This is a genomic window from Lysinibacillus capsici (genome assembly GCF_020217405.1).
Taxonomy (GTDB): domain Bacteria; phylum Bacillota; class Bacilli; order Bacillales_A; family Planococcaceae; genus Lysinibacillus; species Lysinibacillus capsici.
The window spans coordinates 4,585,745-4,610,375 of sequence record NZ_CP084108.1; the positions used below are offsets into that span (position 1 = coordinate 4,585,745).

The following is a 24,631-nucleotide window of genomic DNA, read 5'->3' on the forward strand; positions in this document are numbered from 1 at the left end:
AATGATACCACTTTTACTTTTTTTAAGCAAGTAGTAATTAACAAAATCTACGAAACATCTACCAATTAGCATGTAGTGTTCTATTGTTAGAACTATAATTTTTGAACTTGTTCGAAATCTAGCTCCATAATTGTTTCGCGACCAAACATATCAACCGTCACTTTAATTTTACCTTTTTCTGTGTCAATTTCTTCAACACGCCCTTGGAAATGAGCAAACGGCCCTTCTAATACTTCTACTGCTTCACCAACAGTAATGTCCACTTCTACAACTTTATCAGTCATACCCATTTGCTGCAGTAGGCGATCGGCTTCTTCAGGTAATAACGGTGTTGGTTTTGCTCCTCCACCAGATGAACCGATAAAGCCCGTAACACCAGGTGTATTTCGAACTACATACCAAGAATCATCTGTCATGATTAACTCTACTAACACATAACCAGGGAAAACTTTACGCATCATTGTACGTTTTTTTCCATCTTTCATTTCTGTTTCTTCGTGCTCAGGAACAATCACACGGAAGATTTTATCTTGCATTCCCATTGTTTCAACACGTTTCTCTAGGTTTGCTTTTACACGGTTTTCATACCCTGAATACGTATGAACAACATACCAATTTTTCTCCATAACTACTAGGACTCCTCGTCCGTCCCTCCCTTACAAATAAAAGTGAAAATGAATCGCGATACGCTCAATGCATTTTTACTCTTTTCACAAACATCTCATTAGAAAAATATAGCTTTCGCTATTTACTTGCGAAAGCTCGATGATATATACCGAAACTAGCATAGTCATCTATCGCTACTATCATACTCTCCTAGTAGTATTTATCATAATGAGGAGATTTTACTGCTTTGCGCTTCACTTCACCCATCTCATCGATCCAATTAGATGGAGTTTTCTGCTGAATGAAGATAAAACAAACGAAAAAACCCGTTATTGCAATGGACGGGCTATTTCAAAAATATGCTATTTACTAAATTATAAATCTAAGTACCAGCGGAATAATGATGAAATACCTAAGTCAACTAACACAAAAAATAAAGCCATAATGACAACAGTTGAAATTACAACGACTGTATATTTCGTCAGTTCTTTACTTTTCGGCCAGCTTGTTTTGCGCATTTCTGACATTACATCGCTGAAAAAGCTTTTGATCTTGCCCATTCTAGCTTAACCTCCGAATCAATCAAATCTGTCTATTTACATATCATTTTATAGCGTTTGTTTATGCATTGTATGTTCATTGCAATGCGAGCAAAATTTCTTTAATTCGAGACGTACAGTTGAACCTTCTTTAGCTGGGAACGTGTAATTTCTCGAACCACATTTCTCACAATTTAGCACGACTTTTTTTGCCATATAATCACCTTTTTCGGCACTTTGTCTTTTTAAGACTAACACCTATATTTGTCAATGTCAATAAAGCCTATATGGGCTAAGACATTTCCTCAAGGACTAAATGACGTTCTAATTTACGTTTTACCCGCTGCAATGCATTATCGATAGATTTCACATGACGATTTAATTTGGCGGAAATCTCATGATAAGACTGACCGTCTAGATATAAGGCTAAAACTTGTAGCTCTAATTCACTTAAAATCTCACTCATCTTTTCTTCTAAATATCCAAACTCTTCTCTATGAATCATCAATTCTTCTGGATCATCCATAATAGCACCCGTTAGTACATCCATAAGCGTTCGGTCTGACTCTTCGTCGAATATAGGCTTGTCCAAAGAAATATAGGAATTTAGAGGTATATGCTTTTGCCTAGTTGCTGTTTTAATAGCAGTGATAATCTGCCTTGTAATGCATAACTCTGCAAAAGCCCTGAATGATGCAAGCTTATCACCTTTAAAATCACGAATCGCTTTATATAAGCCTATCATGCCCTCTTGTACAATATCTTCCTTATCTGCTCCGATTAAAAAATAGGATCTTGCCTTCGCTCTTACTAACAAACGGTATTTCGTAATCAAATAATCCAACGCATCTGTATTACCTTGATGCACCATTTCAATAAGCTCTTCATCATTGAATCGTTCAAAATCTTGTGTCACTTGTACAATGCTATTTTTAAACATGGTATCACCTCAGCCACAACAGATAATTAGAAACAGTATAACGGAATTGGAAAATATGCGTCAATCAATCATTTCAACCCTCTTCGCCATTTTTCAAAGGCGAGCGCAACATCTGGCTTTAATTCTATACGAGAAGGCGGCTTACTTTCTTGCTTCCGCTTCACATCGTGAGTAATTTTATGTTGGATAATACTTGTATCAATTTCTAGCTCTCTAGCCGATTTCCTTAAGGCACCATTCCCAAATATAACACTTTGCTCTGCCATATCAGAGGTTGCTACATGAATTTGTATATTTCTAGCCTTTAATTCATGCGTCATTTTTTCAATACGTTCATCTGCTGTTTCATTTTTTCGTGTATAAATGACTTCTACATCATTTTCTATATAAGATTGCTCTACTCCTGGTACAAGATGTGCGTCAAAAACAATAATTACGCGCCAACCCATCGCTGCTTTATATTCAGCCATGAGTTCTATCAACCTTCTACGCGCATCCTCAAAATTCGTATCACGCAATGGCCGCAGCTCTTTCCAAGATCCAATCATATTATAGCCATCAACAAGCAAAATGTTTTTCATTGTTACTCAATCGCTTCTTGACGTTTACGATACACTTCGTACATTAATAAAGCCGCTGCTACTGATGCGTTCAGTGATGTGACATGCCCAACCATCGGTAAGTGATATAAAAAATCGCATTTCTCTTTTAATAAACGCCCCATCCCTTTGCCCTCACTACCGATAATGATGGCTAATGGTAATGTTGCATCCATTTTTCGATAATCTGCAGATCCCTTTGCATCTGTCCCTGCAATCCATATACCACGTTCTTTTAATTCATCTATTGTTTGAGCAAGGTTGTTTACACGTACAACTGGAACGTGTTCAATCGCTCCTGTAGATGCCTTTGCCACTACTGCTGTTAAACTCACTGATCGGCGCTTAGGAATAATAATACCATGTGCCCCTATAGCATCAGCCGTTCTCATAATAGACCCTAGATTATGAGGATCCTCTAACTCATCTAAGATTAAGAAAAAAGGATCTTCCTGTTTATTAGCCGCTGCTGCAAATAAATCCTCAAGTTCAGCATACTTATAAGCGGCAACAGAAGCAACGATTCCTTGATGATTAGCACTTGATAATTGATCAACTTTCTTTTTTGGGACAAATTGAACTATAACACCACGTTCACGGGCTAAATCTAGCAGTTCATTGACGCCAGATTTCTTTACTCCTTCTGCAATCCATACTTTATTCATATCGCGGCCTGAACGAAGTGCTTCTAACACTGGGTTTTTACCGGCAATAATTTCACCATTCTGTTCTGCCATTATTTAGACACTCCTTTTGATTCCTCGATTATTTGAATAGCATATGCAATGATTTCGTAGACGCGTTCTAGTTCATTCAATAAATATAAACTACCAAGCACTGCCTCAAAGCCTGAGCTATTACGATAGGTCTGGACATCCGTATTTTTTGGTACAGAGCCGGATTTGGCATTGCGTCCACGGCGGAACACAGCCAATTCCTCCTCTGTTAAATAATTTTCATCTATCATGCGATGAACGATCATAGATTGCGCTTTTGCTGAAACGTAGCGAGTTGCCTCTCGATGTAGTGTGTTTGGTTTAACACGACCAGAGCGTAGCAAATATTCTCGGACCTTTTGTTCCAATACGGCATCACCCATATAGGCTAACGCCAGCGCTTTTAATTGTTTAACATCTTCATTGCGAAGTTTATCCAACTTAATTACCCTCGTTTCCATCTAGTTCCTTGTCGTGTATCTTCTAAAATGATACCTTGGGCTTGCAAATGGTCACGGATCTCATCAGAACGAGCAAAATCACGATTTTTACGTGCCTCGACGCGCTCTTGTAATAATGCTTCAATTTCTTCGTCTAATAGTTCTTCTTCTTTTGCAAATTCAATACCTAAGACGTCACCTAGTACTTCAAAGGTTTCAATAAAAGTTTCTAATACCTTCTTGCAAGTATTGGCTTCACTTAAGTAAATGTTAGCAATACGAGCTACTTCAAATAATACAGAAATAGCGTTGGCTGTATTAAAATCATCGTCCATTGCCTCTTCAAAATGCGCTTTTTGTTCCGTAATTTTGTTCAGCCATTCTTCTGAATGATCACCTAAGCTTACGGTAGTCGTAAGGCGGTGCTTCACATTGTTGTATGCTGTACGAATACGCTCTAAACCTGACGCAGCAGCTTCTACTAGATCCTTCGCAAAGTTAATTGGATGACGATAATGGACAGATAGCATGAAGAAACGCAATATCTGCGGGTCAATTTGTTTACGGATATCATTCACAAGAATAAAATTCCCAAGAGATTTGGACATCTTTTCATTATCAATATTAATATACCCGTTATGCATCCAATAACGCGCAAATGTTTTATCATTGTGTGCCTCTGATTGAGCAATTTCATTTTCGTGGTGAGGGAAAGTTAAATCCTGCCCACCAGCATGAATATCAATAGTATCTCCTAAATGTTCACGAGCCATTACAGAACACTCAATATGCCACCCTGGACGGCCATCTCCCCATGGGCTTTGCCAGAATATCTCACCTGGCTTAGCAGCTTTCCATAAAGCGAAATCTAGCGCATCATCTTTTTTCTCGCCCGCTTCAATACGAGCACCGATTTTTAAATCGTCAACTGATTGGTGTGATAATTTACCGTAGCCATCAAATTTACGAGTACGGTAATATACATCTCCAGCAGACTCATAAGCGTAGCCCTTTTCAATTAGCACTTGAATAAATTGAATGATATCGTCCATATGCTCTGTCACACGTGGATGAACATCTGCTTTTTTGCATCCCAGTGCTGTAACATCTTCAAAATAGGCTGCAATAAAGCGCTCTGTTAATTCATGCACTTCTTCACCAAGCTCATTTGCTGCTTTAATAATTTTATCGTCTACATCCGTAAAATTGGAAACAAACTTTACATCATAGCCTTTATACTGAAAATAACGACGTACTGTATCATAAACAATTACAGGACGTGAATTCCCAATATGGATATAGTTATACACCGTAGGACCGCAGACATACATTTTTACCTTGCCCTCTTCTAGCGGTACAAAGGTTTCCTTTTGTCGTGTTAATGAGTTAAAAATTTGAATACCCATTGTGTTTCACTCTCCTTTTCTGTTGAATAAAAAAGCGCCCCTATCACTCCTAAAAGGAATGACAGAGACGCTCGATTTGCGTGGTTCCACTCTGATTGAAGACAAAAAGCCTTCCACTTTGGACATCCATTAACGGGGATGACTCGATAAAGCCTACTCTCGTTCAGCTTTATGCTCAAAGGTGCATTTCAGTTTTGCCTAGGCTCAGACCACTTTCAGCCGATGATGGTCCTCTCTTAAGAGCATGCGCCACTTACTTCTCCTTATCAACGCTTTTTCAATGTAAATACATTTTACAACGAAAGAATGAATTGTCAATAAATTTATCTTTATTGTGCAAATTTCTCTACACGGTCAATTGCTTTCTCTTTACCAATTAAACAAATGGCGTTCGGCAACTCTGGTCCATGTGTTTCACCAGTTGTCACAACACGGATTGGCATGAACAGATTTTTACCTTTATGACCAGTTGTCTTTTGTACAGCTTTAATTGCAGCTTTTACCGCATCTGGTGTAAACTCTTCTAGCTCTTCCAATTGCGCTTTAAATGCTGCCATTACTTCAGGTACTTGCTCTCCTGCTAAAACCTCTTTTGCTTCTTCATCATATTCAATATGGTCGTTAAAGAATAGGCTAGATAATTCGACAATTTCTGCACCAAAGCTCATTTGGTCATGATAAAGCGCAATTAAATCCGTCGCCCAAGCATGTTGCTCTGCAGTCAATTCTTCAGGTAATAAGCCTGCTTTTTGTAGGTGTGGTAAAGATAATGCTACAACTTCTTCCAAAGACAATTTTTTAATATATTGATTATTCATCCATGTTAGCTTTTGTTTATCGAACATAGATGGTGATTTTGAAAGACGTTTCTCATCAAAAATTTTGATAAATTCTTCTTTTGAGAAAATCTCTTCTTCTCCCTCTGGAGACCAACCAAGTAGCGCAAAGAAGTTAAACATCGCTTCTGGAAGATAACCTAAATCTTTATATTGCGTAACAAATTGAATAATCGATTCATCACGCTTTGATAGTTTTTTACGGTTTTCGTTAATAATTAATGTCATATGACCAAAGCGTGGATATTCCCAACCAAATGCATCAAAGATCATCATTTGCTTTGGTGTATTCGATAAATGTTCCTCACCGCGGAAAACGTGAGAGATTTCCATAAAGTGATCATCTAAAACAACTGCATAGTTATATGTTGGAATACCATTAGCTTTTACAAGTACCCAATCACCAATATCTTTAGATTCAAATGTAACTTGTCCACGAACTAAATCTTCAAATTCGTATGTTACATTTTCAGGTACACGCATACGAATTGTGTATGGCTCACCTGCCGCTTCTTTAGCAGCGACTTCATCTGCTGATAAGTGGCGACATGTACCATCATAAGTAGGAGCCGCTACACCTCTTGCTTTTTGTTCTTCACGAGATGCTTCAAGCTTTTCAGAAGAACAGAAACACTTGTAGGCTACACCTTGCTCTAATAGTTTTTCAGCGTGTTCTTTATAAATATCAAGACGTTCCATTTGACGATAAGGCGCATAAGGTCCACCAATATCAATGGACTCATCATATTCAATACCTAACCATTTTAGGTTATCTAGCTGAGATGCTTCTCCGCCCTCTACATTACGTTCAATATCCGTATCTTCAATACGTACAATGAATTTACCGTTATGATGTTTTGCATATAAATAATTGAATAATGCTGTACGCGCTCCACCGATATGTAAATAACCTGTTGGAGATGGCGCGTAACGAACGCGAACTTCTTTCGTCATAATTAAAAGCCTCCTAAATTTTCGATCAAAAATTGACTTTGTTCATTTTACCACTCTGTTACAGGAAATAAAAGCGGGGTTCATCCACATTTATTTCTTGATCAATAGAATCGTTGCCATTGCCGCAATACCTTCCTCGCGACCTGTAAAACCTAATCGTTCAGTTGTAGTTGCTTTAACATTTACCTGTGAAGGCTCTGCGTGTAATAATTCAGCGATACGTTGTTGCATCTGTCCAATATAGGGTGCCATTTTAGGACGTTGTGCCATAATGGTACAATCGACATTACCTAGAGAATAACCCTTGTCCTCAACAATCTTCCAAATGTACTCTAATAATTTTGCTGAATCTGCATCTTTAAATGCAGGGTCTGTATCTGGAAAATGACGGCCAATATCCCCTTCTCCAATTGCTCCTAGAGCCGCGTCTGTGACAGTGTGTAAGAGAACATCCGCATCTGAATGTCCTACTAGTCCTTTTTCATGCGGAATGGTAATGCCCCCAATAATTAATGGACGACCTTCTTCAAATGCATGTACGTCAAAACCTTGTCCAATTCGAAACATATTCATCTTCCTTTAATTAATATTTATCATTATCATATCAAAATTTGCCCTAGGTTGTTTGAAAAGCGCTTTAATAATTATCCTCCTATAGCAGTAATGGGCAGTTTAGAAAGCTACACTCTCTAGACTGCCCCATATTCTTTAAATATGATACTCTATATTTTTCATTTGACTGTTGCTAATATTCGGAGATGGCTGTGAATTATAGACACGTGAATACGGGGGAACAGAGTGTGTTAGCCAAATATTACTCCCTAAGACGGAATCGTGCCCAATCGTCGTCTCGCCCCCTAAAATAGTAGCACCAGCATAAATGACAACATTGTCAGCAATATTCGGATGACGCTTAATGCCCTTAATTGGATTACCATTTTCATCTAACGGGAAGCTTAGTGCACCTAATGTTACACCTTGATAAATTTTTACATTCTTACCGATAGTACAAGTTTCACCGATAACGACACCTGTTCCATGGTCAATAAAGAAAGATTCTCCTATTGTAGCCCCTGGATGAATATCGATACCTGTTAATCGGTGTGCATATTCTGACATAATACGAGGCACAATTTGTACGCCCATTTCGTATAACTCATGTGCGATGCGGTGAATATAAACAGCCACAATAGATGGATAGCTTAGTAAAATCTCCTCTGTGGAAAGAGCTGCAGGGTCACCATTATATGCCGCTTGAATATCTGTTTGTAACACTTGGCGAATGGCAGGAAATCGATTAATCAAATTCATAACAATTTTGTCTGCTTGTTCACGGCAATACTTCTCGCAATTGGCAGGATCACTGTCCTCCATATTATAAAATAATACTTTTTCGATAATATCTCGCAAATCTAATGCTGTTTCACGCAGCTTATTACTGCAAACTACGTTCACCCTTGTTTCATCAATAGGTCTTGTCATATAAATGCCAGGAAACAGCACCTCATGGAAATTATCGATTATTTTTATAACCCGATCTCGTCCATCAAAGCCTATTGAGTTGTCAACGTCGATGTACTGTTTATTTATACTAGTTAATGAACCTGTAATTTCTGGAACCTTTTGATTTAACCAATCATTTAATGACACAATAAACACCCCTCACATCTTTTCATCTATTCTATTACCTTATTAATCATATATCCACTATTTCATTTTACACGTAAAACGATCACAAATGGATAAAATCCACTTTATTGGAGCATTCCAACTTTTTTTCTCTTCTACCCTTCGTTTCTAATTAGACTAGCAGTTATGTCATTATTATCATACATATATGGATGAACAGATTACGAAGCAATAAGGCATTCTGACCATATAATTTTTCCCAAACAAAACATATAAAAAAGACTATCCATCCTCAAAAAACTACGAATGAATAGCCTCTATAAATAATATTTCTTAATGATTGAATGATCCACGCTTACGCAAGATTGCCTCACCAAATACTAAGTCTTCTTGTGTTGTCATTTTTACATTTTCATAACTACTTTCTACGATGTGTACCTGATGTCCGAGACGCTCCATTAGCATTGCCTCATCTGTCCCAAGAAAACCTACCTTTTCAGCTACGTCCTCCGCTTCCATAATTAATTCAAAACGAAATGCTTGTGGAGTTTGTACCATCCAAAGGCTTTCTCGATCAACCGTTTCCTCTATAATGCCATTCATTGATACTTTTTTCATCGTATCTTTCGCACGAACCCCTGCAATTGCTGCACCATGATTATGCGCGTTCTGTACAAGCTTTGCAATGATATCATGCGTAATAAACGGGCGTGCTGCGTCATGGACAAGCACAATATCTACCTGTTGCATCTCTTTCATGCACGAATGGACCGAATGCTGTCGCTCAGCACCCCCATCAGGTAAACCCTTCACTTTGGTAATCCTATAGTCCTCTAGCATTTTTTGAATAAATCCACGTTCTTCTGGTTTTACAGCGAGCCAAATACCTGTACAAGCGGGATCTTGTTGAAACACTTCTAGCGTGTGTACCAGAATAGGTTTCTCTAAAAGCTTTAAAAATAATTTATTTTGCCCCGCCCCCATACGCTTCCCACTTCCGGCAGCAGGTAGAACCACTTCATATTGCATTTCCCCACATCCTAATCGTCCTTCGGCTTAGCAAATATCATACGACCTGCCGATGTTTGCAGCACACTAGTAACTGTAACTGTAATTGCCTGTCCGATGTAACTACGACCACCTTCAACCACAATCATCGTACCATCATCTAAATAGGCAACTCCTTGGTTATGCTCTTTGCCATCCTTTATAACCACAACCTGCATATCTTCACCTGGTATGACTACAGGTTTCACTGCATTCGCTAAATCATTGATATTTAACACTTTTACATGATGGAGCTCACAGACTTTATTCAGGTTAAAATCATTTGTAACGATGCATGTATCATTGCCCATTTTTTTTGCAAGACGGACAAGCTTTAAATCTACCTCTTGTACATCTTCAAAATCCTCATCCGTAATTTCAACTTTTGTCTTACGCTCATCTTGTAATTTTTTTAAAATATCTAAACCACGCCGACCTCTTGTGCGCTTTAAGGTATCAGAAGAATCAGCTATATGCTGAAGCTCTGTGAGCACAAATTGAGGTACAACTAATATACCTTCAATGAAGCCTGTTTCAGAAATATCAGCAATACGACCATCGATAATTACACTTGTATCTAGCAGTTTGTAGCTTCCACGAACCTCCTGAGCTTCAGCACCTTCAGCAGCTTTTTTCTTCGTATTGGTACTACGTAATGTAAAAAGCTGTATGAGCTCATCTCTTTTTCTAAAACCTAGACGGAACCCTAAATACCCTAATACAAATGACAGGATAATTGGAAGTACTTCCGAAATAACAGGGAATGGTACACTATCAATGGCAAAGCCTAAAAAGTAAGCGACAATCAACCCAATTATTAAACCAAACGTACCAAATAATAAATCTCCGATAGGAACCTTAAACAGAACTTCTTCCATCCAGCTAATGAGCCTTACAAAGTAATCGGAAAATGCAAAAGATAGTGTAAACAGTAAAAGTGCGCCTAGAGCTACTGATACATAAGGATTATCTAGCCAAGGATTAGATGATAAATGAAGCAATTCGTATAATGGCGGTAAGAAAACAAGGCCCAATGCTCCTCCAATCAGTAAAAACGCAATTTGAACAAATTTTTTCACAAGCTGTCACCTCCTAATGGTTAGTTAAGATTATACATAGTTTACGGTAGAAAATCTTTCATGAGCTCAGTCAAAATCTCATTATTTTTGATGTTGTGAAACAAGGATAAGACAGTTAGACAAAATTTTACAAACTTCTATTTTGTTCGTACTAGATAAAATCCTTTATTCATTCATCAGCTATTATTTAGGACGTTCATTCTTTTATTTGAGTTTCCGATATTAGCATTAAAAGTGAAGGAAAATGCATGTCAGAATAATATCCAACATGCACAACCTCCTTTATAACTCTCTAAAGCATGCATTTAGTGCATCTTTTATCGTTTCTACACCAACAATTTCAATTCCCTGCGGAAATTCCCAACCACCAATATTTGAAGAAGGAATGAAAGCTCTTTTAAATCCAAGCTTCGCCGCTTCAATGACTCTCTGTTCTATACGTGATACCCGACGGACCTCACCTGTCAGTCCGACCTCACCAATAAAGCAATCCGTTGCACGCACTGCCTGATCCTTAAAACTAGATACAATGCTTGTCAACACTGCTAAATCTATTGCTGGCTCATCCAGCTTGACACCACCAGCAACTTTAATATATGCATCCTGAGCTTGTAGCATGAGACCCATACGCTTTTCTAGTACAGCCATTAGCAATTGTACTCGATTTTGATCGACACCTGTGGCCATACGTTTAGGATAGTTAAAGCTCGTAGGCGTAACTAAGGATTGAATTTCAACAAGGATTGGCCTTGTCCCCTCCATTGAGGCTACAATAGTTGACCCCGCCGCACCTTGTGAACGCTCCTGTAAAAATAGCTCAGAAGGGTTTAGAACTTCCTTTAACCCACCTTGAAGCATTTCAAATATAGCAATTTCATTTGTAGATCCGAAGCGGTTTTTTTGGCTTCGTAAAATACGATGATTATGATGTCTCTCCCCTTCAAAGTACAGTACAGTATCCACCATATGCTCTAAAATACGTGGCCCTGCAATTTGTCCCTCTTTTGTGACATGCCCTACTAGAAAAATAGCAATACCTTTTGTTTTAGCGATTCGCATCAGCTCAGCTGTACATTCACGAACCTGTGAGACACTACCTGGGGCGCTTGTTACTTCTGGATGAAAAACCGTTTGTATGGAATCGACAATGACAAATTTAGGTTGTACTTCATCAATGGTTTGGTTTAAAAACTCTAGGTTTGTTTCAGAGTATATGTAAAGCTCTTGAGAAATCACTCCTAAACGCTCTGCTCGTAATTTCGTTTGACGAATAGATTCCTCTCCAGAAATATAAAGTACGCGATGCCCTTTATTCGAGAGTAATGCGGAAACCTGTAATAGTAATGTTGATTTCCCTATTCCAGGATCACCCCCAATTAATACTAGAGAACCAGGTACAATGCCACCGCCTAATACACGATTGAGTTCGCCCATTTCTGTTGCTACGCGCGATTCTTCAGTAGCTTCCACTTGGATAATGGGGATTGCCTTTTGAGTAACTGTAGCAGAATGTTGAAATGCTCCACGTGGGCCTTTTGCAACCATTTCTACTTCTTCCACCATTTTATTCCATTCGCCACACCCAGGGCATCTTCCCATCCATTTAGCAGATTCATAGCCACAGCCTGAACATACAAATTTCGTTTTTTTCTTTGCCAAATTGCTTTCACCTCGAATATTTGTTCTTATCCTTAATTGTACAAAAAAAAAGACAGCTTGGCACTTAAAGCCTTACTGTCTTTTCTTGAAATTATTTAGAGATGGAAACTCCCTCTTTTTTCTTTACAACAAACTCATCGTTTACGTAATCAATGACAACCTGATTACCCTTTTCTACATTACCCTTTAGTAATTCTTCTGATAATCGATCCTCTACTTGTTTTTGTAATGCACGACGTAGTGGACGAGCACCATATTGAGGGTCATAGCCTTCTTCAGCAATTTTTTCAAGTGCTGCATCAGTCAGCTCTAACGAAATATCTTGCTCTTTCAAGCGTTTTGTTAAAGCATTGCCCATCATCGCAATGATTTCTTTTAAGTGCTCTTTTTCTAAGGCGTGGAAGACAATCATTTCATCGATACGGTTTAAGAATTCTGGACGGAATGCTTTTTTCAATTCTTCTAACATCGTACCCTTCATGTCTTTATGCTTAGACTCTGCACCACCTACATTGAAACCAAGGTTCTTTTGGTATTTTAATGCATCTGCACCAACGTTTGACGTCATAATGACCACTGTATTGCGGAAGTCTACTACACGTCCCTTAGAGTCAGTTAAACGACCATCTTCAAGCACTTGCAATAGAATATTGAATACATCAGGGTGTGCCTTTTCAATTTCATCTAATAAAACGACTGAATATGGCTTACGGCGAACTTTCTCTGTCAGTTGGCCACCATCATCGAAGCCTACATAGCCTGGAGGTGAACCTACTAGACGAGAAGTCGAATGTTTCTCCATATACTCGGACATATCAACACGAATCATCGCATCCTCATCACCAAACATTACTTCAGCAAGTGCTCTTGCAAGCTCTGTTTTACCAACGCCTGTAGGTCCTAAGAAGATAAATGAGCCAATTGGTCGTTTTGGATCTTTTAAGCCTGCTCTTGCACGACGTATTGCACGAGAAATCGCTTCTACTGCTTCTCCTTGCCCTACTACACGTTTGTGTAACTCTTCTTCAAGCTGTAATAACTTCGAAGATTCTTCAGAAGCAATTTTAGCTACTGGAATTCCTGTCCACATTGATACAACTGCTGCTACATCATCCACAGTCACTTTAGATTCGGCTTTACCTTGCTCTTCTTTCCAATTTTTTCGAGTAGCTTCAATTTCATCCTTCAGCTTTTGCTCTGTATCTCTTAGCGCTGCTGCCTTTTCAAATTCTTGACCTGATACGGCTGCATTTTTTTCAGAACGAACATTTTCAAGCTTATCCTCAAGCGCCTTTAAGTTTGGTGGTACTGCGAATGAGCGTAAGCGTACTTTAGAACCTGCTTCATCGATTAAGTCAATCGCTTTATCTGGTAAGAATCGGTCAGAAATATATCTATCACTCATTTTTGCCGCTGCTTCAATCGCTTCATCTGTAATTTTCACACGGTGATGCGCTTCATAACGATCGCGTAAGCCTTGAATAATTAGAATAGCCTCTTCCACTGTCGGCTCATCCACTTGGATTGGTTGGAAACGACGCTCTAAGGCTGCATCCTTTTCAATGTACTTGCGGTACTCATCAAGTGTTGTGGCACCAATACATTGAAGCTCCCCACGTGCTAAAGATGGTTTTAAGATATTTGATGCATCAATCGCACCTTCAGCACCACCCGCACCAATTAATGTATGCAATTCGTCAATAAATAAAATGATGTTGCCTGCTTGGCGAATTTCATCCATCACTTTTTTCAAACGATCTTCAAATTCTCCACGATATTTTGTACCTGCAACAACTGTCCCCATATCTAAGGTCATTACACGTTTGTCACGAAGGATTTCTGGAACTTCATTATTAATAATTTGCTGTGCCAATCCTTCAGCAATCGCTGTTTTACCAACACCTGGCTCACCAATTAATACAGGGTTATTTTTCGTACGACGCGATAAAACCTCAATAACTCGTGTAATTTCCTTGCTTCGGCCAATGACAGGGTCTAATGTACCTTCACGTGCAATTTGTGTTAGATCACGTGCTAGGCTATCTAATGTTGGTGTATTGGCAGCTTGAGCTGCTTGTTGGCCAGATTGTGCATTATCATTATTACCTAATAGCAATAATACTTGCTGGCGAGCTTTATTTAAGCCGACTCCCGCATTGTTTAAAACGCGAGCTGCTACCCCCTCACCCTCACGTATAAGCGCCAATAATAAATGCTCTGTACCGATATAGGAGTGACCTAGTTTACGTGACTCATCAACAGATAATTCAATTACTTTTTTAGCTCTTGGCGTATAATGAACGATTGGACCGACATCTTCTTTGCCCTTACCAACTAATTCTTCAATGCCAGCTTCAATCATTTGAGGACTAATATCAATGGCTTCTAACGCTTTCGCAGCAATACCACCGCCTTCACGTATAAGCCCTAATAGAATATGCTCTGTACCGATAGATTCGTGCTTCCAACGAATAGCCTCTTCCTGAGCAAGCTGTAATACTTTTTGCGCGCGTTGTGTAAAACGATTAAACATCATATAAATCCTCTCCTTTTTCCCCATTTATAGGCTTATTCGCATGTTCTTGGGATAATGCGTCACGAAGCATCTCCGCTCGTACACGATCCCGTTCAGCAGGTGGTAATGCCTCACCTGCATAGTGCTGTAAAAAACCTGGTTGCATACTAACAACACATTCATTTAAGGTCGTTGCTTGTATACCATCAATCAATTGTAAATCTACTCCTAAACGAACATTAGATAGGCAAGTAGCAGCTTCCTCACTTGTTAAAATTCTTGCATGTGTAAGTGTGCCTAAAGCTCGATATACGCGATCTTCTAGCGCAAGCTCTGCCTTTTCCATTAATTTACCTCTTGCATGCCGCTCTTTTTGAATAATCTTTTCAGCGACACTTTGTATATCTGCTAATATATCTTCCTCTGTCTTTCCAAGTGTAATTTGGTTAGAGACTTGATAAACATTTCCTAAATTTTCGCTTCCTTCACCATATATACCTCTTACAGTCATTCCTAAGCGTGTCATGGCATTTATAATTTGATTCATTTGCCCAGTTAATGTAAGAGCGGGTAAATGCATCATGACGGATGCTCGTAGCCCTGTACCAATATTCGTTGGACAGCTTGTTAAATAACCAAAAGTATCTCGAAAAGCATATGGTAATACTTTCTCTAGGATACGATCAATCTTATTTGCTTGTTCATAGGCACTTTGAAGTTGAAAACTTGCTGTCATACATTGAATGCGTAAATGATCCTCTTCATTCACCATAATGCTAATGGATTCATCTTCAGAGAGTAGTATAGAGCCCACTTGCTCTTTTTTAGCCAGTTGCGGGCTAATCAAATGCTTTTCTACAAGAATTTGACGCTGTAAAGGGGTTAAATCCTTTATAGCAAAATAAGCATAATCATTTTGAAGCGTTGGGCTATCGCTGATTGCATGTGTAACGGCCTGTTCCACTTGCAGTGCCTCATTTTCTGAAAATGCTAGTGGAAAACGATAGCCATCTAAATTTCGTGCAAGGCGTATCCGTGTACTAATGACGATATCTGAGTAATCATCTTTGATATGCATCCATGTTGGTGTCGCACGCTCTAAAAATGATTCAATCATCATGTCACATCACCACCTTCAAATTGTAGATGCTTCTCTAGCTCTTTGACTTCATCACGTAGCTTCGCCGCTTCTTCAAACTGTTCTTCATCTACGGCGGATTTCATACGCTTGCGGATATCCTCTATTTGCTTTTTAATAACATACACATTACTGCGAGCACCAGGCATTTTACCAATGTGTTGTGGACCTGCCTGAATACGATTAAAAAGCTTTGGCAAATGATCTCCAAATGTGTCATAACAGCTTGGGCACCCGAATTTTCCTTCTTTTAAAAATTGCTTATACGAAAATCCACATTGTGGGCATGTTTGCTGCTGTGGTTGTACCTGTTGTTTTTCCCCCACCTTTTGCCATGTAGGAGAGCCAAACCAGTTAGACAATAGCTGTTGAATAGATACTGGCTCTTGTTTAAACTCTGCATGAAATGGATGGAATTGTGAGGCGCAGACGTCACAATAATGATGCTCTACTTTTTGCCCACTTTGAACTTGTGTTACTGTAACTGTCGCATTACGTTGTTTACAATGTTCGCATATCATTTCCATCACCTCACTATTTTTGTTGTTCATATTTTATTGTTGTCAGCATTGCTCGCAATATTTTTGATCGAATGACATCTCTTAATGGGAGATGCAAGTCGATCGTGGAGCGATCAATTGCTGCTAACATTAATTTCGCTTCTCGCTTGGAAATTACCTGCTCATCAATGAGTCGATAAACCAAATCTTCTGCCATCGTTTGTGATGCCCCACCTTCAATTTGCCTGAGAACATCGTCGATCAAATCAATCTGTGAATTCGCGCGGACACGTAAAATTCGAATGTATCCACCACCACCACGTTTGCTCTCAACAAGGTAACCCCGCTCGGCAGTAAATCTTGTATTAATAACATAATTTATTTGTGATGGTACACATTGAAATTTATCAGCAATTTCACTACGTTTAATTTCAATATGCCCTTCCCCACCTAATTCAAGTACTTGCTTTAAGTAACCCTCTATGATGTCTGATATATTACGCATTTTAGGAATACACCTCGCTTGCTTCACTGACTTTGACTATCTTTGACTTTCTTTGAGTATATTATACAAAACGCTTGAAAAAAATTGCAATGATTTCGCCCATAGAAAAGTGCAAAGTCTTGAAAATGGCTTTTTAATAACCGAAAAAGGCACTTTTCGATCATTTGTTTACGGTTTAATAATTTCCTCATACACCTAATGTACCCTTATTCGTCATAGAAAAAACGCAAGCATATGCAATTAGCATATACTTGCGTCTATGAAAATTATACCCAGCGACCAACAATTGGATAACGCCAAGGTTCATCAGACAATGCTTTTACGATACCGATAATCGGTACCACAAATAGCATAATGCCGAAAATGATTAAAAATGGTAAGCCAATAAGGACAAAGCTTAAAACAACAGAGATAGCAATTAAAACACCCATGACAATTTGGAATAGCAGTGCTTGAATAGAAATTGCCTTTATTTCCTCATCCGAACTAATTAAAAAGAAAATAATGGGCACTAACCATGGCGCAAAAAATGCACTTGCGTGTATGATTACTTTAGACCATTTAGACTCCATATATATCAACCCTTTCTTTGAACTTTATTCTATGTTTTATGTACTACTATTTACGGAACTATACCCGCAATAGTTTCACATTAAGAAGGATTTTTTAAAATTTTTTTGAAAGGCTGTGAGGAGCGTTGGAATTTAACAACACATTAGCAAATGAATATGAAAAGGGTATTCGCCGTACATTGCCGAGTTATGATACCATGCTACGTTTAATACAAACTTTTTATTATTCTAGGCTATCAGAAAATGCTAACATGTTAGTCGTGGGAGCAGGGAGTGGCAATGAAATTATACAGCTTGCAGAAGGAAGACCTCACTGGTCATTCACTGGCATTGATCCATCAGAATCCATGCTTACTATAGCTAAAGAGCGTTTGCTCACTCTACCAAATAATATGTCATTCCATCAGGCTACAATACTAGATGCTTCGCTGTCCTCTACTCAGTATGATGCAGCAAGTTGTGTACTCGTCTTGCATTTTATTCACGATTATAAAGAAAAGCTAGAAACAATAAAAGCAATAGCAAGACATTTAAAACCTGGAGCACCATTTGTCCTTGTTTCAAAATATGGTCAGCTAGGATCTTTAGAAACAGAACTACAATTTGATTTATGGCGTTCTTATTGGCTACAGCATACAAGACTTTCTTTATCCGATGTAGCAGAGATGGAAAAATCCATTCGTTCCCTTTCTTTTATGAGTGAAGAGGAAATTTTAACACTTTTACAAAGTGCGGGCTTTACTAAACCTTCTAGATTTTTTGCCACTACTTTGTTCGGTGGTTGGGTATGCTTTAAAGAGGATCGCTAACTATTTTGTAGTAAATAATTTGAGGTGAAAACCGTGATAAGCACCATTGGCATTACAAAGCAGCAACAATTGTTAAAGGATTTTCCATTAGAAGAGATACATCAGCAAGAATTTGAATGGTATTGGGTTGATTTTAATTGTCCTACAGCCGAGGAAGAATTATTGTTGGATACATTTTTCCACTTTCACCCTCTTGCTATTGAAGATTGCTTAATGAGGTTGCAGCGTCCTAAGCTCGATTTCTATGATGATTTTCATTTCTTTGTCATTCATCGAGTAAATGAAGAGACGTTAGCTGCGGAGGAGGTTAATATTTTTGCCTCCAATAAATTCATCATAACCTTCCATAAAAATCCTGTCCCTGAGATAGAGAAGGTGCAAAAAATGCTGGAAAACCAACCGAAGAATTGGGAGCGAGGTACTGTATACCTAACGTATCAAACCATTGATAAAATTGTTGATAGTTATTTCCCACTCGTTTACAAAATTGAAGATCATCTAAATGCTTTAGAAGGTGAACTTACATACCAAAGTAATGTAAATGCCATGAAAATTGTCTTCGAGTTCCGTAGTGACTTGCTTGACTTAAGACGTACTATTTTACCAATGCGTGATCTTTTATATCGCATTCTTAATTCTTACCGTTTCTCACTAAAAAAATCGGAGAGAGCTTATTTTGGAGATATCTACGACCATCTACTTAAGCTAACAGAAATGGTTGAATCTAATCGAGAGCTTACAGCAGATATGCGAGATAGTTATATGGCTATGAGTTCTAGCCGAATGAACGGGATTATGATGACTTTAACAATTGTATCAACTATCTTTATACCACTTACTTTCATTGCTGGTGTGTATGGGATGAATTTCGATAACATGCCTGAGCTACATGGGCAATACAGCTATTTTATTGTACTCGGGATTATGATAATTATCGTTATCTTTATGTTGGCCGTCTTTAAACATAAAGGCTGGTTTAAACTGTTTAAACCATAAAAAGACTGCTCGTTTTAATAAAAACGAGCAGTTTTTTAATCTATTAATATGGTCCTCTGTCATCAATCTTATTATCACCTTGCTGTGGAAATAAAAAGTACGCTAATACCCCTGATCCCAAAGCTGCACATATTGTAATTAATAATTGCTCAATATCTGGTACCTCAGCATGATAGTTTCGTAGCATATAAACAGAGCCAATGGAAACAATCACCATAACAGGAATAACAAATTTAAAACGTTTTTTCTCCATACCACCCCTCCTTCCATTTTTATTTTCGTACGATTTTTATATTGCTAAACAGTTCGTATTTTACAGGTTTCCTATTTTAAATTCAAATTTACATTGTTTCACCATTTGGACTAACAATAAAGTAAAAAAAATAAAGAATTAACCAATTTTTTAACCAAATATTCAGCAAATAATAGTAAAATAGATTTAATACCATTTATTTATTAAATTTACAAACCTAACAAATTTCAAAAGTGCTTATTTACTTACAATTTATTATGGATATTAAGAATGGAGCAAATAATAATGAGTTGGTTTTCAAAAAATAGTAGTGCTAGCTACGCAATTACATTAACACCTGAAAATTTTAAGAGCAATGTACAATTAGATGTATTGAACCACCCCAACCTTCAAAAACAATTACAACTTTTAAATTTAACACTTGAGGATTTAGCTATCATTAAGCAACTACAGCCTTGGGCTAAAGACCTAGTTCCTGAAATGGTGGAGAAATTTTATGTAGCCATTAGTATGAGCCAAGATTTACTTGATATTATTAATAGAACATCACATATTGATCGTTTGAAAATCACGTTACATAAACATTTAAGTGACATTTTTGAAAGTCATATTAATGATGCCTATATTGCTGAACGAAAAGCCATTGCTGAGGCTCACGTTCGAATTGGCTTGCAATCAAAGTGGTATATTGCCTCATTCCAGTCACTCACTACTACTTTTGCAAACTTTGTGAACGAGGTAGATATTTCCAAAACAGATGCTATTCGTGCTATAAACGCTTTTTGTAAAATCATTAATTTTGAGCAACAGCTCGTGATTGAGGCATATGAAAAAGAGGAAGAACGTATTCGATCAGCAGCAGATGCAACAAAAAATTCCCTTGTAACGACGATCCAAAGTACTGCAGAGGAGCTTAATGCCATTAGTGAAGAAACAGCCGCATCACTATTAGTGATTTCCTCACAAACAGATGATATTGCTGTAGCAACCAAGCAAGGATTGAGTTTTGTAGCAGATACACAAGAAAAATCAAGACGAGGCCAACAGCAATTGAAAGAACAAAATGATTTAATCCAAGTTATTTTGCAAAGTGTCAACGGTCTTGAAGTAACGATGAACCAACTACGTACCTCTTCTCAAAAAATTTCTGAAATCGTTGGGCTAGTTACAGGCATTGCTGATCAAACCAATTTATTAGCATTAAATGCTTCGATTGAAGCTGCACGAGCTGGAGAACATGGGAAAGGTTTTGCAGTGGTGGCTGAGGAAGTTCGTAAACTTGCTGAGGAAACAAAAAATGCTGTCCAAAATGTTTCTCATCTTATTAAGGACACAGAAAGTAATATTACGACTATGGCTAATTCAGTTATTAATGTTGATCAAAAAATTCAACATAGTGTCAATACACAAGAAAGCTTATCCAAGTCATTTAATGATATTGCTGATGCAGTTTCTGGCATTCAGCAGCAATACGTAAATACATCTAGAGATATTTCAGCCATTTCTAATTTAATCACTGAATTATCGCAGGGCGCTACGCTAGTCTCTTCTTCTTCCGACTCGCTCATTAATGTTGTCAATGAACTAAATATGTAAAATAAAAAGGGAACTCATTTGGAGTTCCCTTTTTCCTTAATGCGGCAATGCACGTTTTTGTTTACGATGCTCTCGTCTTGCTGGCCCAGTTTCAAATAAGCGCTTCTCTTCATCTGTTTCAGGATAGATTGAGGGAACTGGTACGGGTTTCCCTTCCTCATTTACTGCAACCATCGTGACAAATGATTCTGTCGTTAATTTTTCCTCGCCAGTCTCAATATTGCGAGAAACAACGCGAACATAAACCTCCATTGAAGAACGTCCTGTAGACGAAACAATACTCTCGATTTCAAGAATATCTCCTACATGTGCAGCGGATAAAAAATCAACCGAGTCAATAGAAGCTGTCACTACAAGGCCTTTCGCATGTTTCATTGCTGTAATAGCAGCGATTTCATCAATATAAGCTAACACTCTTCCACCGAAAATAGAATTGTGATTATTTGTGTCTGGGGGTAATACGAGACGCGATTGAACCGTACGTGATTGACTCATGGGTACAGCGTTGTTTGGCATAATTCTTGCAACTTCCCTTCTCATGTTGTTCTTTCGTCATCGTATCGCAGAAAAAGAGCTGATGCAAATTTAGAACGATTTTTTCATCGAAATAAATTTCATGTCAGTCATTTCCTCTATAGCCCACTTAATTCCTTCACGTCCGTAACCACTCATCTTTACTCCACCATATGGCATGTTATCTACTCGGAATGTCGGAATATCATTAATAATGACAGCACCAGCCTGTAATTCATCTGCTGCATATAAAGCATCTGACAATATATTCGTGTAAATACCTGCATTTAGCCCAAGGTCCGACTCATTTACAAGTCGAATTGCGTCGTCTAATGTTTCATATGAAACAATTGAGACGATTGGTGCGAATGTTTCCTGACAAACAATTTTCATATCAGCTGATACATTCGTCATAACTGTTGGTGTTAAAGTACGTTCAGTAAATACGCCTCCAGTTGCAATCGTAGCCCCCTGCTCTTGTGCCTCCTCAATCCATTCCCTGATGCGTTCCACCTCATTTGGGTTTATCATGGCACTAACATCTGTAGTCTTCTCTAATGGATCTCCTACTATAAGCCTTTCTGTTTCTGCAACAAATGCTTTAGTAAATTCATCAATAATGGAAGAATGCACATATATACGTTGTAATGAAATGCATACTTGTCCAGCAAAGTTAAAAGCACCGCTTACACAACGACCAATAATTTTATTTATTGGCGTAGATGGTTCGACAATTACTGCTGCATTAGAACCTAGCTCTAAAGTTACTTTACGTAAGCCTACTTTTTCTTTAATTTTCAAACCAACTTTACCACTTCCTGTAAAGGTTACTTTTTTGACGTATGGATGTGTGACAAGTGTATCACTTAGCTCGCCTCCACTTCCTGTCACAATTTGTAATGCCCCATCCGGTAATCCGGCCTCTCGGAAAATTTCAGCCATAACGATAGCACTTAGTGGCGTTTGTGTTGCTGGCTTTAATACAACTGTATTGCCTACTGCAAATGCTGGACCTAACTTGTGTGCTACTAAATTGAATGGAAAATTAAAAGGCGTAATGGCTGATATTACACCTAAAGGTTCTCTTTTTGTCCAGCCTATTCGATCTCCTGCTCCAGGGGCTGCATCCATTGGAACAGTCTCACCTTTTGACTGTTTAGCTCCCTCAGCCGCAAATTGATAGGTTGCGATTGTACGGTCAATTTCAACTAAACCTGCAACAATAGGTTTTCCAGCCTCTAAGGCTAAAATCTCTGCAAATTCTTCTTTTCTTTGTCGCATTATATCAACGACTTTATATAATATTTCGGCACGTTCGTAGGCTGTTGTCTTTTTAAACGATTGGAATGCCTGCTGCGCACCTTCGATAGCTTTCTCTACATCTTGAATAGATGCTTTAGCTACATGAGCAATAACCTCACCGCTATATGGAGAAGCTAGCTCATAGCTTTCCTCTGCATCAATCCACTGACCATTAATCCAAAGTTTTGTTTCCTTCATCCTTCATATGCACCTCCAAATAATCATGTTCTTCTTCATTCTATCACGAAGAACTTGAGCTAGATGCAATGGCAGCTGCACTAACCGCTGCGATCATTGCTGCTTGCTGTGCTTGGATTAATAGCTCAATAGAAGACATAATGGTCATGGACAAAGACTTTTGTACCTTTGCCATATCATAAATAGCAATTTGTACAGCCATAAAGAGCACAAATTCACGATGCCATTTTAATAACTTCATGTCTTTTAATTCATGGTATAAATCAATCAACCCTTGAAGTTGTGCTGTATTCAGATTAAGTATCGCTAAAAAGCCAAGTAAAGGATAATGCATAGCCTTGACTTTAACGTTTTGCTTTTTGAGCCCATCACGAAGTGTCGCAACACCTGGTACTAGCTGACCATCAAATTTGGATGATAAAAATGTTAATACCTGTGAAAGCCATTGGAGCTCATTGCCAGCATTAAAATTATAAGTTCTTAGTTCTTTATAGTATCGATTCATGGTATCCGCGCGTAATTCAACATCATCAGATGGACTGCTTAATAATATGGCATAAGGAATATCCTCATATGAGGTTAAAAATGGATGATGTTTACGTATGGCATCAAATAAGGCTCTAGCCGCCTGTGCATGCGTCTTTTTATCCTGTTCATCCTCCGTCAAAAATTGTGCTCCGATATAGCTGAAATTGCCGCTTCTGAATTTCGCCTCCTTTAAGATGCTCACATTTGTTAGTAAATTCTTTACTGCCTTTTCTGCATCACCTTGCTCCATGAGGTTGGCAGCAATACTATATCCAACGGTTGTTCGTAAAGGAGACAGCCAAGAAGATTGCTTCTTCATCTCTTGTAAAACATTTTTATACTTCGTTGCATCAAAAGTTTTTCCTGACGCTACAAATGTACTAGCAATAGCTAATACAATTTTACGGTCCACCGTCCAGCCTGCAGCCTTTGATACATCCTCTACTGTATTGGCAAATTCATTTTCAATCATCACATAATCCATATTTATCACACTCCTTTACCCGTTTTACGTAACATAATGTGAGAAAGATTCACCCTCTTTGTAACAATTAACATAAAAAGTAAACATAATTTAATGTATGTTACTTACTTTATTTGATTTAATAGAAAATATTAACAACCTATAAAGGAGGTATGGCCGATGTTAGCAAAAACCACAAAGAAACTATTATTTACCACGACCTTAAAGGATCGATTAAATCTATTCCTTTTTCTAAGAAATTCATCCAATAATATCGCTTTACATACTCTTTT

Annotated in this window: 26 protein-coding genes, 1 pseudogene and 1 other annotated feature; of the genes and pseudogenes, 4 read left to right on the forward strand and 23 right to left on the reverse strand. The window is 38.1% G+C overall.

Features of this window, described 5'->3' with window-relative positions; genetic code table 11:
• Positions 1-92: 92 nt before the first annotated feature.
• The 19 genes from nusG to LCP48_RS22850 all read right to left on the reverse strand — a co-directional run bounded on the left by nusG (position 93) and on the right by LCP48_RS22850 (position 17,680).
• Positions 93-626 (reverse strand): transcription termination/antitermination protein NusG, encoded by a 534-nt coding sequence (gene nusG, locus LCP48_RS22760; protein ID WP_004233590.1) that lies wholly within the window; start codon positions 624-626, stop codon positions 93-95.
• A gap of 354 nt (positions 627-980) precedes the next feature.
• Entirely contained in the window at positions 981-1,166 is a 186-nt protein-coding gene (secE, locus tag LCP48_RS22765) for a preprotein translocase subunit SecE (RefSeq protein WP_004233589.1), read from the reverse strand.
• 48 nt (positions 1,167-1,214) lie between these two features.
• Entirely contained in the window at positions 1,215-1,361 is a 147-nt protein-coding gene (rpmG, locus tag LCP48_RS22770) for a 50S ribosomal protein L33 (protein WP_004233588.1), read from the reverse strand.
• Between the two features lie 76 nt (positions 1,362-1,437).
• Positions 1,438-2,085 (reverse strand): RNA polymerase sporulation sigma factor SigH, encoded by a 648-nt coding sequence (gene sigH / locus LCP48_RS22775; protein WP_004233587.1) that lies wholly within the window; start codon positions 2,083-2,085, stop codon positions 1,438-1,440.
• A 68-nt stretch (positions 2,086-2,153) separates the two neighbouring features.
• A complete protein-coding gene (locus LCP48_RS22780) occupies positions 2,154-2,666 on the reverse strand; it encodes an NYN domain-containing protein (protein WP_004233586.1) in 513 nt (170 codons plus the stop codon).
• 2 nt (positions 2,667-2,668) lie between these two features.
• A complete protein-coding gene (rlmB, locus tag LCP48_RS22785; protein ID WP_004233585.1) occupies positions 2,669-3,421 on the reverse strand; it encodes a 23S rRNA (guanosine(2251)-2'-O)-methyltransferase RlmB in 753 nt (250 codons plus the stop codon).
• Positions 3,421-3,861 (reverse strand): Mini-ribonuclease 3, encoded by a 441-nt coding sequence (locus tag LCP48_RS22790; RefSeq protein WP_009373982.1) that lies wholly within the window; start codon positions 3,859-3,861, stop codon positions 3,421-3,423. The genes rlmB and LCP48_RS22790 overlap by 1 nt, the downstream gene beginning before the upstream one ends.
• Positions 3,846-5,246: a cysteine--tRNA ligase gene (gene cysS / locus LCP48_RS22795; RefSeq protein ID WP_004233583.1), complete on the reverse strand. Its 1,401-nt coding sequence runs from the start codon at positions 5,244-5,246 to the stop codon at positions 3,846-3,848. The genes LCP48_RS22790 and cysS overlap by 16 nt, the downstream gene beginning before the upstream one ends.
• A 60-nt stretch (positions 5,247-5,306) precedes the next feature.
• Positions 5,307-5,525, reverse strand: a binding site (T-box leader).
• A 50-nt stretch (positions 5,526-5,575) separates the two neighbouring features.
• A complete protein-coding gene (gene gltX / locus LCP48_RS22800; protein ID WP_004233582.1) occupies positions 5,576-7,036 on the reverse strand; it encodes a glutamate--tRNA ligase in 1,461 nt (486 codons plus the stop codon).
• Positions 7,037-7,126: 90 nt separating this feature from the next.
• Positions 7,127-7,603, reverse strand: a complete 477-nt coding sequence (gene ispF / locus LCP48_RS22805) for a 2-C-methyl-D-erythritol 2,4-cyclodiphosphate synthase (protein ID WP_004233581.1) — start codon at positions 7,601-7,603, stop codon at positions 7,127-7,129.
• Between the two features lie 141 nt (positions 7,604-7,744).
• Positions 7,745-8,686: a serine O-acetyltransferase EpsC gene (epsC, locus tag LCP48_RS22810; protein ID WP_004233580.1), complete on the reverse strand. Its 942-nt coding sequence runs from the start codon at positions 8,684-8,686 to the stop codon at positions 7,745-7,747.
• 312 nt (positions 8,687-8,998) lie between these two features.
• Entirely contained in the window at positions 8,999-9,694 is a 696-nt protein-coding gene (gene ispD, locus LCP48_RS22815) for a 2-C-methyl-D-erythritol 4-phosphate cytidylyltransferase (protein ID WP_004233579.1), read from the reverse strand.
• An 11-nt stretch (positions 9,695-9,705) separates the two neighbouring features.
• Entirely contained in the window at positions 9,706-10,791 is a 1,086-nt protein-coding gene (locus LCP48_RS22820) for a PIN/TRAM domain-containing protein (protein WP_004233578.1), read from the reverse strand.
• Positions 10,792-11,073: 282 nt separating this feature from the next.
• On the reverse strand, positions 11,074-12,450 hold the full coding sequence (radA, locus tag LCP48_RS22825; RefSeq protein ID WP_004233577.1) for a DNA repair protein RadA: 1,377 nt from the start codon (positions 12,448-12,450) through the stop codon (positions 11,074-11,076).
• Positions 12,451-12,541: 91 nt separating this feature from the next.
• Positions 12,542-14,986, reverse strand: a complete 2,445-nt coding sequence (locus tag LCP48_RS22830; RefSeq protein WP_004233576.1) for an ATP-dependent Clp protease ATP-binding subunit — start codon at positions 14,984-14,986, stop codon at positions 12,542-12,544.
• Positions 14,976-16,085 (reverse strand): protein-arginine kinase McsB, encoded by a 1,110-nt coding sequence (locus LCP48_RS22835; RefSeq protein WP_004233575.1) that lies wholly within the window; start codon positions 16,083-16,085, stop codon positions 14,976-14,978. The genes LCP48_RS22830 and LCP48_RS22835 overlap by 11 nt, the downstream gene beginning before the upstream one ends.
• Positions 16,082-16,624 (reverse strand): UvrB/UvrC motif-containing protein, encoded by a 543-nt coding sequence (locus LCP48_RS22840; RefSeq protein ID WP_004233574.1) that lies wholly within the window; start codon positions 16,622-16,624, stop codon positions 16,082-16,084. The genes LCP48_RS22835 and LCP48_RS22840 overlap by 4 nt, the downstream gene beginning before the upstream one ends.
• A gap of 13 nt (positions 16,625-16,637) precedes the next feature.
• Complete coding sequence (locus LCP48_RS22845; protein WP_004233573.1) at positions 16,638-17,108, reverse strand: CtsR family transcriptional regulator; 471 nt, start codon at positions 17,106-17,108, stop codon at positions 16,638-16,640.
• 266 nt (positions 17,109-17,374) lie between these two features.
• Positions 17,375-17,680, reverse strand: a complete 306-nt coding sequence (locus tag LCP48_RS22850; protein WP_004233571.1) for a DUF4870 domain-containing protein — start codon at positions 17,678-17,680, stop codon at positions 17,375-17,377.
• A gap of 125 nt (positions 17,681-17,805) precedes the next feature.
• Between LCP48_RS22850 and LCP48_RS22855 the strand changes: the two genes are divergently transcribed.
• Positions 17,806-18,489 (forward strand): class I SAM-dependent methyltransferase, encoded by a 684-nt coding sequence (locus LCP48_RS22855; RefSeq protein ID WP_004233570.1) that lies wholly within the window; start codon positions 17,806-17,808, stop codon positions 18,487-18,489.
• A 33-nt stretch (positions 18,490-18,522) separates the two neighbouring features.
• Positions 18,523-19,485 carry a magnesium/cobalt transporter CorA gene (gene corA / locus LCP48_RS22860; protein ID WP_004233569.1) on the forward strand — a complete coding sequence of 321 codons (963 nt, stop codon included), beginning with the start codon at positions 18,523-18,525 and terminating at the stop codon, positions 19,483-19,485.
• 43 nt (positions 19,486-19,528) lie between these two features.
• On the opposite strand, the gene LCP48_RS22865 is transcribed toward corA, so the two are convergent.
• Complete coding sequence (locus tag LCP48_RS22865) at positions 19,529-19,738, reverse strand: hypothetical protein (RefSeq protein ID WP_004233568.1); 210 nt, start codon at positions 19,736-19,738, stop codon at positions 19,529-19,531.
• A 285-nt stretch (positions 19,739-20,023) separates the two neighbouring features.
• Between LCP48_RS22865 and LCP48_RS23565 the strand changes: the two are divergent.
• Both LCP48_RS23565 and LCP48_RS23570 read left to right on the forward strand, forming a co-directional pair.
• A pseudogene (locus LCP48_RS23565) lies at positions 20,024-20,521 on the forward strand (protoglobin family protein); the annotation flags it as partial.
• A 168-nt stretch (positions 20,522-20,689) separates the two neighbouring features.
• The gene (locus tag LCP48_RS23570) at positions 20,690-21,334 is read left to right on the forward strand and encodes a methyl-accepting chemotaxis protein (RefSeq protein WP_225341061.1); all 645 of its coding nucleotides are present in this window, start codon (positions 20,690-20,692) and stop codon (positions 21,332-21,334) included.
• Between the two features lie 36 nt (positions 21,335-21,370).
• Here the strand turns inward: LCP48_RS23570 and LCP48_RS22880 are convergent, their stop codons facing one another.
• The 3 genes from LCP48_RS22880 to LCP48_RS22890 all read right to left on the reverse strand — a co-directional run bounded on the left by LCP48_RS22880 (position 21,371) and on the right by LCP48_RS22890 (position 24,359).
• Positions 21,371-21,850 carry an acyl-CoA thioesterase gene (locus LCP48_RS22880; protein WP_004233566.1) on the reverse strand — a complete coding sequence of 160 codons (480 nt, stop codon included), beginning with the start codon at positions 21,848-21,850 and terminating at the stop codon, positions 21,371-21,373.
• A gap of 69 nt (positions 21,851-21,919) precedes the next feature.
• On the reverse strand, positions 21,920-23,347 hold the full coding sequence (locus tag LCP48_RS22885; protein ID WP_216485453.1) for an aldehyde dehydrogenase family protein: 1,428 nt from the start codon (positions 23,345-23,347) through the stop codon (positions 21,920-21,922).
• A gap of 43 nt (positions 23,348-23,390) precedes the next feature.
• Positions 23,391-24,359, reverse strand: a complete 969-nt coding sequence (locus tag LCP48_RS22890) for a DUF4003 family protein (RefSeq protein WP_225340534.1) — start codon at positions 24,357-24,359, stop codon at positions 23,391-23,393.
• Positions 24,360-24,631 lie beyond the last annotated feature (272 nt).

Excerpts from the sequence above, each read along its gene's own strand:
- LCP48_RS22865 (WP_004233568.1), bottom strand. The coding sequence starts at position 19,738 with ATGGAGAAAAAACGTTTTAAATTTGTTATTCCTGTTATGGTGATTGTT.
- LCP48_RS22845 (WP_004233573.1), bottom strand. The coding sequence starts at position 17,108 with ATGCGTAATATATCAGACATCATAGAGGGTTACTTAAAGCAAGTACTT.
- LCP48_RS22840 (WP_004233574.1), bottom strand. The coding sequence starts at position 16,624 with ATGATATGCGAACATTGTAAACAACGTAATGCGACAGTTACAGTAACA.
- gltX (WP_004233582.1), bottom strand. The coding sequence starts at position 7,036 with ATGACGAAAGAAGTTCGCGTTCGTTACGCGCCATCTCCAACAGGTTAT.
- nusG (WP_004233590.1), bottom strand. The coding sequence starts at position 626 with ATGGAGAAAAATTGGTATGTTGTTCATACGTATTCAGGGTATGAAAAC.
- rlmB (WP_004233585.1), bottom strand. The coding sequence starts at position 3,421 with ATGGCAGAACAGAATGGTGAAATTATTGCCGGTAAAAACCCAGTGTTA.
- ispD (WP_004233579.1), bottom strand. The coding sequence starts at position 9,694 with ATGCAATATGAAGTGGTTCTACCTGCTGCCGGAAGTGGGAAGCGTATG.
- LCP48_RS22880 (WP_004233566.1), bottom strand. The coding sequence starts at position 21,850 with ATGCCAAACAACGCTGTACCCATGAGTCAATCACGTACGGTTCAATCG.
- cysS (WP_004233583.1), bottom strand. The coding sequence starts at position 5,246 with ATGGGTATTCAAATTTTTAACTCATTAACACGACAAAAGGAAACCTTT.
- ispF (WP_004233581.1), bottom strand. The coding sequence starts at position 7,603 with ATGTTTCGAATTGGACAAGGTTTTGACGTACATGCATTTGAAGAAGGT.
- LCP48_RS22890 (WP_225340534.1), bottom strand. The coding sequence starts at position 24,359 with ATGGATTATGTGATGATTGAAAATGAATTTGCCAATACAGTAGAGGAT.
- sigH (WP_004233587.1), bottom strand. The coding sequence starts at position 2,085 with ATGTTTAAAAATAGCATTGTACAAGTGACACAAGATTTTGAACGATTC.
- LCP48_RS22780 (WP_004233586.1), bottom strand. The coding sequence starts at position 2,666 with ATGAAAAACATTTTGCTTGTTGATGGCTATAATATGATTGGATCTTGG.
- LCP48_RS22790 (WP_009373982.1), bottom strand. The coding sequence starts at position 3,861 with ATGGAAACGAGGGTAATTAAGTTGGATAAACTTCGCAATGAAGATGTT.
- LCP48_RS22835 (WP_004233575.1), bottom strand. The coding sequence starts at position 16,085 with ATGATGATTGAATCATTTTTAGAGCGTGCGACACCAACATGGATGCAT.
- LCP48_RS22885 (WP_216485453.1), bottom strand. The coding sequence starts at position 23,347 with ATGAAGGAAACAAAACTTTGGATTAATGGTCAGTGGATTGATGCAGAG.
- LCP48_RS22830 (WP_004233576.1), bottom strand. The coding sequence starts at position 14,986 with ATGATGTTTAATCGTTTTACACAACGCGCGCAAAAAGTATTACAGCTT.
- secE (WP_004233589.1), bottom strand. The coding sequence starts at position 1,166 with ATGGGCAAGATCAAAAGCTTTTTCAGCGATGTAATGTCAGAAATGCGC.
- rpmG (WP_004233588.1), bottom strand. The coding sequence starts at position 1,361 with ATGGCAAAAAAAGTCGTGCTAAATTGTGAGAAATGTGGTTCGAGAAAT.
- LCP48_RS22850 (WP_004233571.1), bottom strand. The coding sequence starts at position 17,680 with ATGGAGTCTAAATGGTCTAAAGTAATCATACACGCAAGTGCATTTTTT.